General features: G+C 70.8%; 11 protein-coding genes. 7 read left to right on the top strand and 4 right to left on the bottom strand.

Features of this window, described 5'->3' with window-relative positions; translation table 11 throughout:
* Positions 1-14 precede the first annotated feature (14 nt).
* The gene (locus P8R59_RS03265) at positions 15-1,541 is read right to left on the bottom strand and encodes a CitMHS family transporter (protein ID WP_278102701.1); all 1,527 of its coding nucleotides are present in this window, start codon (positions 1,539-1,541) and stop codon (positions 15-17) included.
* A 158-nt stretch (positions 1,542-1,699) separates the two neighbouring features.
* Here P8R59_RS03265 and P8R59_RS03260 point away from each other — a divergent pair, with 158 nt between their 5' ends.
* Positions 1,700-3,322, top strand: coding sequence for a sensor histidine kinase (locus P8R59_RS03260; protein WP_278102700.1), 1,623 nt, complete (start codon positions 1,700-1,702; stop codon positions 3,320-3,322).
* Entirely contained in the window at positions 3,319-3,966 is a 648-nt protein-coding gene (locus P8R59_RS03255; RefSeq protein ID WP_278102699.1) for a response regulator, read from the top strand. The genes P8R59_RS03260 and P8R59_RS03255 overlap by 4 nt, the downstream gene beginning before the upstream one ends.
* A 52-nt stretch (positions 3,967-4,018) precedes the next feature.
* On the opposite strand, the gene P8R59_RS03250 is transcribed toward P8R59_RS03255, so the two are convergent.
* Both P8R59_RS03250 and P8R59_RS03245 read right to left on the bottom strand, forming a co-directional pair.
* On the bottom strand, positions 4,019-5,308 hold the full coding sequence (locus P8R59_RS03250; RefSeq protein WP_278102698.1) for an alpha-amylase family glycosyl hydrolase: 1,290 nt from the start codon (positions 5,306-5,308) through the stop codon (positions 4,019-4,021).
* Between the two features lie 136 nt (positions 5,309-5,444).
* Positions 5,445-6,674, bottom strand: coding sequence for an ROK family protein (locus tag P8R59_RS03245; RefSeq protein WP_278102697.1), 1,230 nt, complete (start codon positions 6,672-6,674; stop codon positions 5,445-5,447).
* 106 nt (positions 6,675-6,780) lie between these two features.
* On the opposite strand from P8R59_RS03245, the gene P8R59_RS03240 reads away from it, so the two are divergent.
* The 4 genes from P8R59_RS03240 to P8R59_RS03225 are packed head-to-tail and all read left to right on the top strand — an operon-like array spanning position 6,781 to position 11,625.
* Positions 6,781-8,094, top strand: coding sequence for an ABC transporter substrate-binding protein (locus P8R59_RS03240; protein ID WP_431606876.1), 1,314 nt, complete (start codon positions 6,781-6,783; stop codon positions 8,092-8,094).
* A complete protein-coding gene (locus P8R59_RS03235) occupies positions 8,091-9,005 on the top strand; it encodes a carbohydrate ABC transporter permease (protein ID WP_278102696.1) in 915 nt (304 codons plus the stop codon). Before P8R59_RS03240 ends, P8R59_RS03235 begins: the two co-directional genes overlap by 4 nt.
* Positions 9,002-9,913, top strand: a complete 912-nt coding sequence (locus P8R59_RS03230) for a carbohydrate ABC transporter permease (protein ID WP_278102695.1) — start codon at positions 9,002-9,004, stop codon at positions 9,911-9,913. The genes P8R59_RS03235 and P8R59_RS03230 overlap by 4 nt, the downstream gene beginning before the upstream one ends.
* Before the next feature lie 29 nt (positions 9,914-9,942).
* Positions 9,943-11,625 (top strand): glycoside hydrolase family 13 protein, encoded by a 1,683-nt coding sequence (locus tag P8R59_RS03225; protein ID WP_278102694.1) that lies wholly within the window; start codon positions 9,943-9,945, stop codon positions 11,623-11,625.
* A 99-nt stretch (positions 11,626-11,724) separates the two neighbouring features.
* Here the strand turns inward: P8R59_RS03225 and P8R59_RS03220 are convergent, their stop codons facing one another.
* The gene (locus P8R59_RS03220; protein ID WP_278102693.1) at positions 11,725-12,741 is read right to left on the bottom strand and encodes a LacI family DNA-binding transcriptional regulator; all 1,017 of its coding nucleotides are present in this window, start codon (positions 12,739-12,741) and stop codon (positions 11,725-11,727) included.
* 180 nt (positions 12,742-12,921) lie between these two features.
* On the opposite strand from P8R59_RS03220, the gene P8R59_RS03215 reads away from it, so the two are divergent.
* The gene (locus P8R59_RS03215; protein ID WP_077049644.1) at positions 12,922-14,277 is read left to right on the top strand and encodes an ABC transporter substrate-binding protein; all 1,356 of its coding nucleotides are present in this window, start codon (positions 12,922-12,924) and stop codon (positions 14,275-14,277) included.

Genomic DNA, 14,277 nt, shown 5'->3' with positions numbered 1-14,277 from the left:
GCGTGTGTCGAGGCTCAGCCGAGGAGCGGGACCGCCCCGACCAGCACGCCGACGCCGAGCATCACGAGCGAGACGATCGTCGCGCGCCACAGCACCTTCTTGTGGTGGTCGCCGAGGTTGACGCCGGCGAGCGAGACCAGCAGCAGGATCGCGGGGACCAGCGGGCTCTGCAGGTGGACCGGCTGGCCCGTGATCGAGGCGCGGGCCATCTCGACCGGGGTGATGCCGTAGTTCGCGGCGCTCTCGGCCAGCACCGGCAGGATGCCGAAGTAGAACGCGTCGTTCGACATGAAGAAGGTGAACGGGATCGACAGCACGCCCGTGATGACGGCGAGGAACGGCCCCATCGAGGACGGGATCACCTGGGTGATCCAGGCGGCCATCGCCGTGACCATCCCGGTGCCGTTGAGCACGCCCACCAGGACGCCGGCGGCCAGCACCATCGAGACGACACCGACGATGCTCGGGGCGTGGGCGACGATCTCGTCGGCCTGTCCGCGCAGCTTCGGGAAGTTGACGATGAGCGCGAGCGCCGCACCGACCATGAACACGAACGCCAGCGGGAAGAGGTCGAGCACCAGCAGCACCATCACGGCCACGGTCAGTGCGAGGTTGAACCAGATGAGCTTCGGTCGGAGCGTGGCGCGGTTCGGGTCGAGCATCGTGTCGGCCATCGCGGTGTCGGCCGCCTGGACCAGTTCGGGGGCGGCGACGGCGCCGCGTCCTCCGCGGACGGTGACGATGTTGCCGGTGCGCAGCGACGCGAGCGCGCCGGGCTTCGACTCGGCGCCGCGGAACAGCTTCGGAGCCCCCAGTCGACCGAAGACACCGGGGGTGTCGAGCTTGGAGGTGTCGACGGAGCCGGCGAGACGCTTGCGCTCCGAGAGGCCCAGGAACCACGCGAACGCGAGCGCGACGACGAGACCGGCGAGCAGCGAGGGGAGCATCGGCACGAAGACGTCGGTGGGCTGCAGGCCGAGGGCGGTGGCCGCGCGGACCGTCGGGCCACCCCACGGGACGATGTTGAGCGTGCCGTTCATCAGACCCGCGACGCACGTGAGGACGACCGGGCTCATGCCCAGACGCAGGTAGATCGGCAGCATCGCCGAGGTGGTGATGATGAAGGTCGTCGAGCCGTCACCGTCGAGCGAGACGGCGCCGGCGAGGATCGCCGTACCGAGCACGACCTTGGCGGGGTCGTCGCCGAGGAAGCGCGTGATCACGCGGATCAGCGGATCGAACAGCCCGACGTCGATCATGATGCCGAAGTACATGATCGCGAACAGCAGCAGCGCGGCGGTCGGCGCCATCTTGCCGATCGCGTCGATCACCATGTCGCCGAGGCCGAACCCGGCGCCCGCGATCAGGCCGAAGATCGTCGGCACCACGATCAGCGCCACCATCGGTGTGAGTCGCCGCGTCATGATCAGCGCCATGAACGACAGCACCATGAGGAAGCCGAGAGCCACGAGCACGCCGTCCGCGGGCGTGTACGCCACGGCGTAGTCGGCTGTCTCGGCCGTGAGGATGTGGGGGGTCATCGCGACTCCTTCGTCGTGGATGCCGGCACGCGGTGCGCCGGGGAATGGGCCGAGGCTACGGATCGCGATGCCGCGGCGCGCGCTTGCTCGCATTGAGCGGCGTTGTGCGCGTAGCGTGTGTTCTGCGCATTTCGCGCACGACGGCGTACGGAGGTGCCATGCGATTCGCCACCCGGACCCTGCTCGTGCAGATCGCCACGATGGTCGCCGTCGTGGCCGTGTGCACCGCGGTGTTCGCGTGGCTCGGCATCCAACAGCTCCGCTCCGAAGCCGACTCCTCCGCCCTCAACATCGCCCGGTCCGTCGCCGAGGCGCCCGAGGTGCGCGAACTCGTCGCCGAGTACTCGGCCGACCCCGGAACCCCGGATGCCGCGTCCCTGCGCGGCGGGACGCTCGAGCGCTACGCCTCCGACGTCACCGCGCGGACGGAGGGGCTGTTCGTCGTGATCACCGACGACCACGGCATCCGGCTCGCCCATCCCGATCCCGACCGGCTCGGCGAAGTGGTCAGCACGAGCTTCGCCGACGCGCTCGCCGGGCGCGAGGTCGTGACCTGGGAGACGGGGACGCTCGGGGAATCCGCGCGCGCCAAGGTGCCGGTCTATCCGCCCGGGGGAGGCGACCCCGTGGGCGAGGTGAGCGTCGGGTTCGAGCGCGCGAGCGTGTTCGACGACCTGCCCGCCCTGCTGATCGGCATCGGCGTCGCGGTGGTCGTGGCCGTGGGGCTCGGCGTCGCGGTCGCGCTGCTCATGCGCCGACGCCTCGAGCGCCTCACGCTCGGCCTGCAGCCCGAAGAGCTCGTCGCCCTCGTGCAGACGCAGACGGCGGTGCTGGAGAGCGCCGACGAGGGTGTCGTCGCCATCGACGACACCGGCGTCGTGCGCGTGTGCACGACGCCGGCCGAGACCCTGCTCGGGGTGTCCGGCGCGGTGGGGCGCCGCCTTGACGAGCTCGCTCTGCCGGTCGCCGTGGCATCCGCGCTCGCCGGATCCGGAGCCCCGAACGGGATGCCGATCGGCGAACGCGTCGTCTTCATCGACGTCCGGCCGGTCCGGCGCGGGACGCGAACTCTTGGCCGCGTCGCCGTGCTGCGCGATCGCACCGACGTCCTGGCGCTGTCCGACCGGCTCGACAGCGTCCGTGCGCTCGGCGACGCGCTGCGGGTGCAGCGCCACGAGAACGCCAATCGCGTGCACGCCGCCGTCGGGCTGCTCGACGCCGGACGGACGGCGGAGGCGCGCGCCTTCCTCGCCGACCTCGTCGACCGGGGCTCGGTCGACTGGGCCGTACCCGGGCTCGACCTCGTCGGCGACGCGATGCTGGGTTCGTTCCTCGGGGCGAAGGGACTGTCGGCGCGCGAACGCGGGGTGACGCTCCGGGTGTCGGAGGACACGTGGCTCCCCTCGACCGTCGCCGACGTGGAGGACGTCGTCGCCGTGCTCGGCAACCTGGTCGACAACGCCGTGAGCGCGGCGGCATCCGGGGGCGAGCCCCGCGAGGTCGAGGTCGCGGTGCTCGGCGACGGCGCCGACGTCGTGCTGACGGTGGCCGACACCGGCGGCGGGATCGCCGACGTCGACGCCGCCTTCGCCCCGCGCGAGCGCACCGACGATCCGGCCGCCGTGCACGGGCTCGGGGTCGGGCTGCCGCTGTCGCGGGAGTTCGCCCGGCGCCGCGGCGGAGACGTCTGGATCGTGGATGCCGGAGGCGCGGGCCGCGGTGCCGTGGTCGCCGCGCGACTGCCCGGCGTGCTGCACGTCGGCACCGAGGAGGAGAGATGACCGATATCCGCGTGCTCGTCGTCGACGACGACTTCCGGGTGGCAGGGCTCCACCGCGACGCCGTCGACGCGCGCCCCGGCTTCGCCGCCCTGGAACCGGCGCGCACGGTCGGTGAGGCGCGGGCGGCGGTCGCCGCGCACGCCCCCGATCTGCTGCTCGCCGACGTGTACCTGCCCGACGGCGACGGGATCGAACTGGTCCGCTCGGTCGGCCTCGACGCCTTCGTGCTGTCGGCGGCGACGGATGCCGCGACCGTGCGGCGCGCGTTCACGGCCGGGACGCTGGCGTTCCTCGTGAAGCCGTTCGACACACGCGTGCTCGCCGAACGCCTCGACCGGTACGCGCGGTACCGGAACCTGCTGGCGTCCTCTCGGCCGCTGACCCAGGACGACGTCGACCGCGCGGCCGCCGTCATGCGGGGGGAGCGCGACGGCGCCTCGCTCGCCCGCTCGGCGACCGAGCAGACGGTGCTCGCAGCCCTCGGCGACGACGAGGCGTCGGCGTCGGAGGTCGCGGAGCGCATCGGCGTGTCCCGGGCGACCGCGCAGCGCCACCTCACCGCTCTGGCCGAGCGGGGTCTCGTCTCGGTCGGCCTCCGCTACGGATCGACGGGTCGCCCCGAGCACCGCTTCCGGAGCGCGTGAGTCGCCAGGATGTGTCGCTTCCTGCCGTCGGCAGGCGACACATCCTGGCGACTCACGCCTCGAGGACCGCCCAGCCGCGGGGCGGGAGCTCCGCGCGGGAATCATGCAGCATCGCCTCGCCGGCGACCACGGTCCGGGCGTCGGCGGCGGGGAGCGACGCGGGGGAGTCGCCGATGTTCAGCGCGACGATGACCGCCTCGGCATCCACGGCGGTGCGGAGCACCAGGGTGGCGTTCGTGACCTCGACGACGTCGGTGCGCGCGCGCCAGAGCCACGGATGCCGCCGGCGCAGGGCGACGAGCGCCCGATGCGCGTCGAGGATGCGCTCGTCGACGTCGGTCACGTCCGCCGGGGTGGCCGGGAACTCCGGCCGCACCGCGTCGTCGCCGCCCTCGCGCTCCTCCTTCACCGCGGTCCAGCCGAACTCGTCGCCCGCGTAGACCGACGGGGTGCCGCCCACCGTGAACAGCACGGCGAGAGCATGCGGGACGAGGTCGGGCCCGACCGCCGAGGCGATCCGGGTGACGTCGTGGTTGCCGACGAAGGTCTGCGGCACGAAGGTCGCGAGCAGCTCGTCGTGGCGCTCGATCGCGTGACTCAGCTCGAAGAAGTTGCCGTCGGCGATGCCGTGCCAGATGCCCTGCCACAGCTCGTACTGGGTCAGCGAGTCCATCGTCGACGCGTGCACCATCGCGGGGCCGTCGCCGTGGATCACCTCGCCGAGGAACCACGCCTCGGGGAAACGCTCGCGCACGCGGGGGAGCACCTGCGCCCAGAACTCCGGCGGCACCGCGTAGGCGGCATCCAGTCGCCACCCGTCGATCCCGCGCGCGAGCCAGTGGCACATGACGTCGACCACGAGATCGGCGGTCGCGTCGGAGGAGTGGTCGAGGGCGACGAGGGCACCGTGCCCCTCGAAGACCTCGGGCTCGAACCGGCCGTCGACCCGGGTGCCGCGGAAGAGCGTCGCGTCCCCGCCCGCGAGCACGGCCTGGAACGCCGGATGTCCCCGCCCGACATGGTTGAACACGCCGTCGAGGAGGACCCGGATGCCGCGCTCCCGCGACGCTGCCAGTAGTCGGTCGAGGTCGCTGTCGTCGCCGAGCCGCGGGTCGACGCGGAAGTGATCGACCGTGTCGTACCCGTGCGTCTCCGACGCGAAGATCGGCCCCAGCAGCAGGCCGTTCAGACCGAGCTCGATGACGTGGTCGAGCCACGGCTCGATGCGCTCGAGGCGGTGCACCGGTTCCGCGTCGGGGTCGACGCCGTCGCGGATCGGCGCGCCCACGAACCCGAGCGGGTAGAGGTGCCACCAGAGGACGTGCGAGGGCCAGTCGGGCATGCCCCGAGGCTATCCGCCGGTGTTCCGTCCAGCCACGGGTTGCGCCCGCGCACCGGTTGCGTGAGTCGCCAAGAATTGTCGCCTGTGCCGTCGCGTAAGCGACGAATTCTGGCGACTCACGCTCGAGACGCGGGGCTCAGGCCCGCGCGCGGTCGGCGGGGAGGGCGAAGGGCGCCAGGTCGATCGCTCGGGAGCGCGTGGCCTCGAGGGCCGCGGCGACGGCGCCGACCGACACGATGTCCGCGCCGAGCGGGGAGGCGACGATCTCCGGCGGCGGCAGGTGCAGCGCGGCGGGGAGGGCCTCGGCCGCGGCGGCGATGATCGGGCCTGCGCCGGCGGCGATCGCGCCCGAGATCACGACCCGGCGGACGTCGAACAGGCTGCCGAGGAGCCCCGTCACGATCGCGAGCTGGCCGCCGACCTCGGCCGCGACGGCCAGGGCCCCCGGGTCGCCCTCGGCGGCGAGGTCGAGCACGGTCTTGGCATCCAGGTCGTCGTCCGGCACGTCGGCCAGCGCGCTGCCGGCGGGCAGGGTGCCCGCGGCGATCGCCGCCCGCGCGGCGTCGACGCACCGCGGCGCCAGGCCGTACGCGCTGCCGACGCCCTCGACCCGGTCGAACGCGACCGTCTCTCCGGCTCCGCCGTGCGCGCCGCGGAGGAGGCGCCCGTCGAGCCACAGTCCGGCACCGAACCGCTCGCCCGCGAGGAGGGCGACGAAGTCGTCGTAGCCGACGGCGGCACCCTGCGCGTGTTCGGCGACCGCGGCGAGCGAGGCGTCGTTCTCGACTCGGACGACCGGCGCCCACGAGGCGAAGGTGTCGACGAAGTCGGGGTTCATGCGCTGCCAGAAGCCGTCGTGGTGCGCGGGGGAGCGGCCCGCGCGGTCGACGGGGGCGGGCACGCCGAGGCATATCGCGACGAGATCGTCGCGCGAGGCGCGTGCCCGGGTCAGGGTGGCGTCGACCACCTTCTCGGCGGCGCGGCGGCGGCGCTCGGGCGAATCCCGCTCCGGGTCGATCGACAGGCGCGAGGTCGCCACGGGAACCCCGCGGAGGTCGGCGACGGTCGCCGTGACGTGTCCGCGGCCGGCATCCACGCCGACGACGAGTCCGGCGTCGGCGCGGAGCGCGAAGCGGCGCGCCGGTCGTCCCTTGGAGTATTCGCCCACGGCCCGGGCGTTCGGCATCTCGATCAGCAGCCCGCGGGCGACCAGCTCGTCGAGCACGTCGATCGTCGTCGACCGGGTCAGTGCGACCGCGGCCATGACGTCGCTCGCCGTGAATGCCTCGGCGTCCCACGCGTAGGCGAGCACGGCGTCGAGGCTGTGGCGGCGGAGCGAGGGAACCGAGGGTGTGGCATCCGTCATCGGATCTTGACCCCCTTCGTGTCTCCTGCAATACTGCCCTCAACACATTGATTTGACGAGTAGATTTAATCTACGATTCAAAATCGCAAGGATGCGAGGAGGACACGTGTCGAGGAAGACGGCGACGGTGCGACGAGCAGTCGCGGCGCTGACGGTGACGGGCCTGGCGGCAGCGATGCTCGCCGGATGCTCCGCCGACGGGCGCGAAACGATCCGCTTCACGTTCAGCAAACGCGAGGCCCTCGCGTTCATGAACCAGGTGGTCTCCGACTACAACGCGTCGCAGGACGAGGTGCGCGTCGAGATGGACGCCTCGGGTGTCGACGTCGTCTCGGCGAGCTTCGTCCGCGGCAATCCGCCCGACATCATGCTCGCGAACTACAACTACGAGGTCGCGCGGTTCGTGCAGCGGTGCGCGTTGACCGACCTCTCCGGCACGGCCGCCGCCGCCACCGTTCGCGACGACCTGCAGCCCCTCATGGACCAGTACGGCTCGTGCGCCGGGCGCACCAGCGCGCTGCCCTACTCGGTCATGGCATCCTCGGTGATCTACAACAAGGAGATCTTCGATCGGCTCGGGCTCGCGGTCCCGACGACGTGGGACGAACTGATCCAGACCGCCGAGACGCTGAAGGCCGACGGTGTCACGCCGTTCTACGGCACCTTCAAGGACGACTGGACCATCGGCCAGGGCTGGTACGACTACGCCGTGGGCGGGTCGTTGAACGTCCTCGACTTCTTCGACGGCCTCGCCGCCGAGGGCGACGGCGTCGGCCCCGACTCCGCGGTGTCGTTCCAGAAGGACCTCGCCGAGCCCATGCAGCGCATGACCGAGCTGTCCTCGACCTACACCAACCCGGATGCCGCCAGCCGCGGCTACGGCGACGGCAACCTCGCCTTCGCGCAGGGGCAGGCCGCGATGTACCTGCAGGGGCCGTGGGCGCTCGGCGAGATCGCCAAGACGTCGCCCGATCTCGCGGTCGGCACCTTCCCGCTCCCGATGACGAACGACCCGGACGACCTCGCGGTGCGCGTCAACATGGACCTCGCGGCCATGATCCCCGAGGGATCGAAGCACCAGGATGCCGCACGCGACTTCCTGGAGTACCTGTACCAGCCGCAGATCATCGAGGCGTACAACGAGTCGCAGCTCGGGTTCGCGCCCACCACAGACGCTCCCGCCCCCAGCGACCCGCGTGTGGCGGGGATGATCCCGTACTACGACGAGGGGCGCATCTACCAGGGCGCGTCGGTGCTGGTGCCCAAGACCATCCCGGTCTTCAGCTACGCGCAGGCCATGATCCTCGGAGCCTCGACCGAGGGGACCCTCGGCACCCTCGATCAGGACTGGTCGCGCCTGGCGTTCCGCCAACCCGTCGCCTCGACCACCGAGTCCGCCGCCGAAGGAGCCGCGCGATGACCACCACCACCACGATCGTCACCGGCGGGAAGACGGCCGCGCGCCGCAGCACCCGCCGCGTGGAACCGATCTACTACCTGTTCCTGCTGCCCACCCTCGCGCTGTTCACCCTCGCGATCACGCTGCCGGGCATCATCGGCATCTTCTTCAGCTTCACCGACTCGATCGGCATCGGGCAGTGGAACTTCGTCGGGCTGACGAACTACATCGCGCTCTTCAGCGACCCGGCGATCCTCCAGGCCTACCTGTTCACCTTCGGGTTCTCGGTGGCGACGGTCATCGTCGTCAACATCGCGGCGTTCCTGCTCGCGGTCGGCCTCACCGCGCAGATCCGCTTCAAGAAGGCGCTGCGCACCGTCTTCGTCATCCCGATGGTGATCTCGGGCATCATCATCGCCTACGTCTTCAACTTCCTCTTCAGCAACTCCCTCCCGCAGGCCGGAACCGCCCTCGGCATCCCTTGGCTGGAGACGTCGCTGCTGGCGAACCCCGACCTCGCGTGGCTCGCGATCGTGATCGTGACCGCCTGGCAGGCCATCCCCGGCACGCTGCTCATCTACATCGCGGGGCTGCTGTCGGTGCCCGGCGACGTGTACGAGGCGGCGGGCCTGGACGGCGCGACCAAGACGCAGCAGCTCCTGCGGATCACCCTCCCGCTGGTCGCCGGCTACGTCGTCATCAACGTCATCCTCGGCTTCAAAGGCTTCCTCAACGCCTACGACATCATCGTCGGTCTCACCAACGGCGGGCCCGGCACCTCGACCCGCAGCGTGGCGATGTCGATCATCCTCGGCTTCAACGGCGGCGACTACGCCTACCAGATGGCCAACGCGGCCCTCTTCTTCCTCGTCGCCGTCGCCATCTCGCTGCTCCAGCTCTCGCTCACCCGGGGAAGGAACACCCTCTCATGACCGCCGTGAACCAGCCCGCGCTCGCCTTCGAGCAGGCAGAGCTCTCCGTCCCCTCGCGCCGACGCACCGGCATCCGGCGGGTGGGTACCGAACGCATCAACTGGTCGGCGACCACCGTCCTGATCCTGTGCGCCGTCACGGTGCTCCTGCCCCTCTACGTCTCGATCACGATGGCGGTGAAGACCGGGGCGCAGGTCGTCGACGGCAACGCCTTCTCGTTCCCGACGCCGATCAGCTTCGACGGGTTCGTGCAGGCCTGGACGCTGACGAAGTTCCCGGTGGGCCTGGCGATCTCGTTCCTGGTGACGGCCGGCACAGTCGCCGCCACCATCGTCCTCGCGGCCTTCGCGTCGTACGCGATCGCCCGCAACTGGGATCGCAAGCTCTTCCGGTACTCGTTCTTCTACCTGCTCGCGGCGATGTTCATCCCGTTCCCCGTCGTCGCTCTGCCGCAGATCCAGCTCACCGGCCGCCTCGGGCTCGACAACCCGTTCGGCGTGATCATCCTCGCCACGATGTTCCAGCTGAGCTTCAGCGTGCTCCTGTTCACCGCATTCCTGCGCTCCATCCCGCTCGAACTCGAGGAGAGCGCGCGCATCGACGGCGCGACGACCTGGCAGACGTTCTGGCGGCTCATCTTCCCGCTCCTCGCCCCGATGAGCGCGACCGTCGGCATCTTCGCGTTCCTGTACGCCTGGAACGACTTCATGATGCCCTCGCTCATCATCAGCGATCCGGCCTTGCAGACGCTGCCCGTGCGCCAGAACCTGTTCCAGACGCAGTTCAGCAACAACTACAACGTCGCCTTCGCCTCGTACCTCATGGCCATGGCCCCCGCGATCGTCGCCTACCTCTTCACCCAGCGATGGGTGATGGCCGGCGTCACGCAAGGCGCCGTCAAGGGCTGACCGACCCCCACCCCCGAAAGGACCCTTCCGTGACCACCGCCGCACCCTCCGTGCACGCCCGCGAGCTCTCCGACGCCCCCGACTGGTGGCGCCAGGCCGTGGTGTACCAGGTGTATCCCCGCAGCTTCGCCGACAGCAACGGCGACGGCCTCGGCGACATCCCCGGCATCACCTCGCGGGTGCCGTACCTGGCCGAACTGGGCGTGGATGCCGTCTGGCTCAGCCCCTTCTACCCCTCGGCGCTCGCCGACGGAGGGTACGACGTCGCCGACTACCGCGACGTCGACCCGCGCCTGGGAACCCTCGCCGACATGGACGAGCTCATCGCGCAGCTGCACGCCCACGGCATCCGTGTCGTGGTCGACATCGTGCCCAACCACACGTCCAACGACCACGCCTGGTTCCAGGAGGCGCTCGCCGCCGGTCGCGGCTCCGCCGAGCGCGACCGCTACATCTTCCGCGAGGGCACGGGTCCCGACGGCAGCGAGCCGCCGACGGACTGGCAGTCGGTGTTCGGCGGCTCCGCGTGGGAGCGCGTCGCCGACGGGCAGTGGTACTTCCACAACTTCGACGTGTCGCAGCCCGACCTCAACTGGGCGAACCCCGAGGTGCGGGCCGACTTCGTGACCACGCTGCGCTTCTGGAGCGACCGGGGCGTCGACGGGTTCCGCATCGACGTCGCGCACATGCTGACCAAGGACCTCAGCGAGCCACTGCCCTCGGCCGCCGAGCTCGCCGCGTTGCCGCAGGACGGGAACCACCCCCTTCTCGACCGCGACGACGTGCACGAGGTGTACGCCGAGTGGCGCGCGGTGTTCAACTCCTACGACCCGCCCCGCACCGCCGTCGCCGAGGCGTGGGTGCACCCCTCGCGCGTGCCGCTGTACGCGAGCATCGAGAGCCTGGGGCAGTCGTTCAACTTCGACCTGCTCGAGGCCGACTTCGACGCGGGCCAGTTCCGTCGCATCGTCGCCGACAACCTCGCGCTCGCCGCCGAGTCGGGGTCGTCGACGACGTGGGTGCTGTCGAACCACGACGTCGTCCGGCACGCCACGCGTTACGGGCTGCCCGACGCGGAGCGCACCGAGGACGGCCGTCCGACGCGCAAGCACGGCAACGAGTGGCTGCTCTCCGGCGGCACCTCGCCCGCGCTCGACACCGCGCGGGGGGAACGCCGCGCCCGCGCGGCGGCGCTGTTCGTGCTGGGGCTGCCGGGCTCGGCGTACCTGTACCAGGGCGAGGAGCTCGGCCTGCACGAGGTCGCCGAGATCCCCGACGCCGCCCGTCAGGACCCGACGTTCTTCCGCAGCCCGGGCGTCGACATCGGGCGGGACGGATGCCGCGTCCCGCTGCCGTGGGCGGCCTCCGACGCCGCGTTCGGTTTCGGTGGGGGCGGGGCGCACCTGCCGCAACCGGAGTGGTTCACGACCTACGCCGTCGACCGCCAGGACGGCGATCCCGCCTCGACGCTGTCGCTCTACCGTCGCGCGCTCGACCTCCGGCACGACCTGCAGACCGCAGAGGAGCTGGAGTGGCTCGACCTCGGACGGGACGACGTGGTGGCCTTCGCCCGCCCCGACGGCTGGACCGTGGTGACGACTTTCGGCACCGAACCGGTGAAGCTCCCCGCGGGCGAGGTGCTGCTGTCGAGCGCTCCCGTCGAGTCGGGGACGCTCCCCGGCGAGGCGACGGCCTGGCTGCGGAGCGCGTAGCCCGCGGCATCCCTCATTCCAAGGCGTGAGGTGCCAGAATTTGTCGCTTCGGACACCGCCGAAGCGACAATTCTTGGCACCTCACGCGACTGCGGAGCGTCAGGGGAGGGACGCGCGGATCACCACGGGCATCTCCACCAGGTGCTCGCCGGGGGGAGGGCCGTCGGGAGCGAGCAGTAGCTCGACCGCGCGCCGCCCCATCGCCTCGTGCGGAAGGCCGATCGTGGTGAGGCCGGGGCGCAGGTACGCCGCCAGCTCGTCGTTGTCGAACGAGACCAGTGCCACGTCGTCGGGCACCCGGAGCCCCGCTTCGCCGAGAGCCTGAGAGGCGCCGAACGCGAGGCGGTCGTTGAGGCACACGATCGCCCGCGGAGGCGGACCGGATGCCAGCACCCGCGCCGTGACGTCGTGCCCGTGGTCGGGCTCCCAGAGCCAGATCGACTCCTCGCGGGAGAAGCTCATGCCCTCGCGCGCCATCGTGTCGTAGATCCCGCGGACCCGCGCCGCGACGGTCGCCGAGCGGAACAGGTCGCGCTCCGCGTCGGCGTCGTAGCCCAGCAGCAGGATGTCGTCGTGGATGCCGGCATCCCGAAGCAGTTCGATCGCCCGCTGTCCGCCGGTCTCCTCGTCGGGCAGCACGCTGCAGACGTGCGTCTCGCTGGTGGCGTTCAGCATCACCGCCCGCACGCTCGAGGGGATCGGCGGGACGAGGATCTCGCGCGCGCGCATCGAGGCGAAGATCACCCCGTCGACCTGCCGGTCCAGCAGCGCCGAGACGGCCTCGGCCTCGCGCTCGGGCTCGCCGCCCGTCTCGGCGACGAGCACGACGTGGCCGGCGGCCTCGGCGGCGCCGAGCGCGCCCTTGATGAGGCCGCTGGCGAAGCGGGTGGTGGCGACGAGGTCGGAGACGAAGCCGATCGTGTGCGAGGTGCTCGTGCGCAGAGCCCGCGCGGCGACGTTGGGGCGGTACCCCAGTTCCGCGGCCGCGGCGAGGACGCGGTCGTGGGCGTCGCGGGAGAGTCGGGTGTCGGGGCGACCGTTGAGGATCATGGATGCCGCGGAGGGGGAGAGTCCGGCGAGACGTGCGACATCGGTCAGCGTGACGCGCTTGACCATCCGCACCTCCTGGGTCATCGGCTCCCGCGCCGACGGTAACGATCCTGACAGTGAATCTTGACAGGGCCGGAATCGTCTGAGCAAATATCCCTGCTAAATCCTTTCAGCACTGTACCGCAGCAAGGATCGCACCAGAAGACCCGCATCCTGGGTACCCGCAGCACTGACGAAGGAGTCGACATGTCCACCCGTACCCCGCGCACGCGCACCCGTCGCGTCGCGCCCCTCGCGCTCGCGGCGATCGCCGGGCTCACCGGCGCTCTGCTGGCCGGCTGCGCTCCCGGCGCTGCGGCACCGCAGACCGCCGCCGCCACCGACGTGAGCACCGAACTCACCAGCGACCCGGTCCAGCTGACGATCGCCGACGAGACCGGGTTCCCGGTCACCGACAAGCTGACCGAGGAATTCACCAAGCAGCACCCGAACGTGACGTTCAACATCACCCGCGACACGTTCCAGAACCTCACGGCCAATGCCCCCAAGCTCCTCGCGAGCGACACCCCGCCCGACCTGATCCGCCTCCCCACGCTCGGCGACACGGTCAAGGACGGCCTCGTCGCCAACCTCGACCCGTACTTCGACGCGTACGGATGGGACGCCTGGCCGGCATCGCAGCTCGCGCCGCTGCGCATGAGCGAGGACGGCATCCGCGGCTCGGGCTCGCTGTACCAGCTCGGCCTCGGCTACAGCATCACCGGCATCTACATGAACGACACCCTCGCCTCGCAGCTGGGCATCACCGCCCCGCCGCAGACCCTCGCCGAGCTCGAGGCCGACATGGCCAAGGCGAAGGCCGCCGGCATCCTGCCGATCATGGCCGGCGACAAGGACGGCGTGGTGAACTTCGTGGTCCAGGCCGCGATGAACCAGTACGTCGACAAGGACCAGTTCCTGTCGTGGATGTTCAACGAGCCGGGCGCGCGCTACGACGAGCCGGGCAACGTCCAGGGCGCGGAGCTCGTCCGCAAGTGGGCGGATGCCGGGTACTTCCCGTCCGACATCAACGCGATCGACTACTTCACCTTCACGAGCCGCTTCTCCGCGGGTGAGGGCCTGTTCACCTTCAACGGCAACTGGGAGGCCGCGAACTACCAGAAGGCGCTCGGCGACAACGTCAGCTTCTTCCTGGTGCCGCCGGCCGAAGAGGGCGCCGGTCACGTCGCGATGGGCGCGGCCAACTCGTTCTCGGTCGCGGCGAAGTCGAAGCACCTCAACGAGATCGTGTACTTCCTCAACTGGGTGCACACCGACCCGGCCGCGCGACAGATCATCGTCGACGTCACGGGCGCCTCGCCCGGCGGCGACCCGAGCCTCGAGCTGCCGACCGTCCAGGCCGGCTCGCTGATCGAGAACGCCCTGGAGATGTCGGCGCAGATCGGCGCCGAGAACGGCCAGGTCGACTTCATGGCCAACACCACCGCCGGCATCTACGCGGGCTCGATCATCCCCGAGTCGCAGCTGCTGGTGACCAGCCAGATCACCGGCCAGGAGTTCGTCGACCGCGTGCAGAAGTTCTACGAGAGCGAGGTCGGCTGA

The sequence above is a fragment of the Microbacterium proteolyticum genome, from assembly GCF_029639405.1.
Taxonomy (GTDB): domain Bacteria; phylum Actinomycetota; class Actinomycetes; order Actinomycetales; family Microbacteriaceae; genus Microbacterium.
This window is presented reverse-complemented; position numbering and strand designations above follow the sequence as displayed.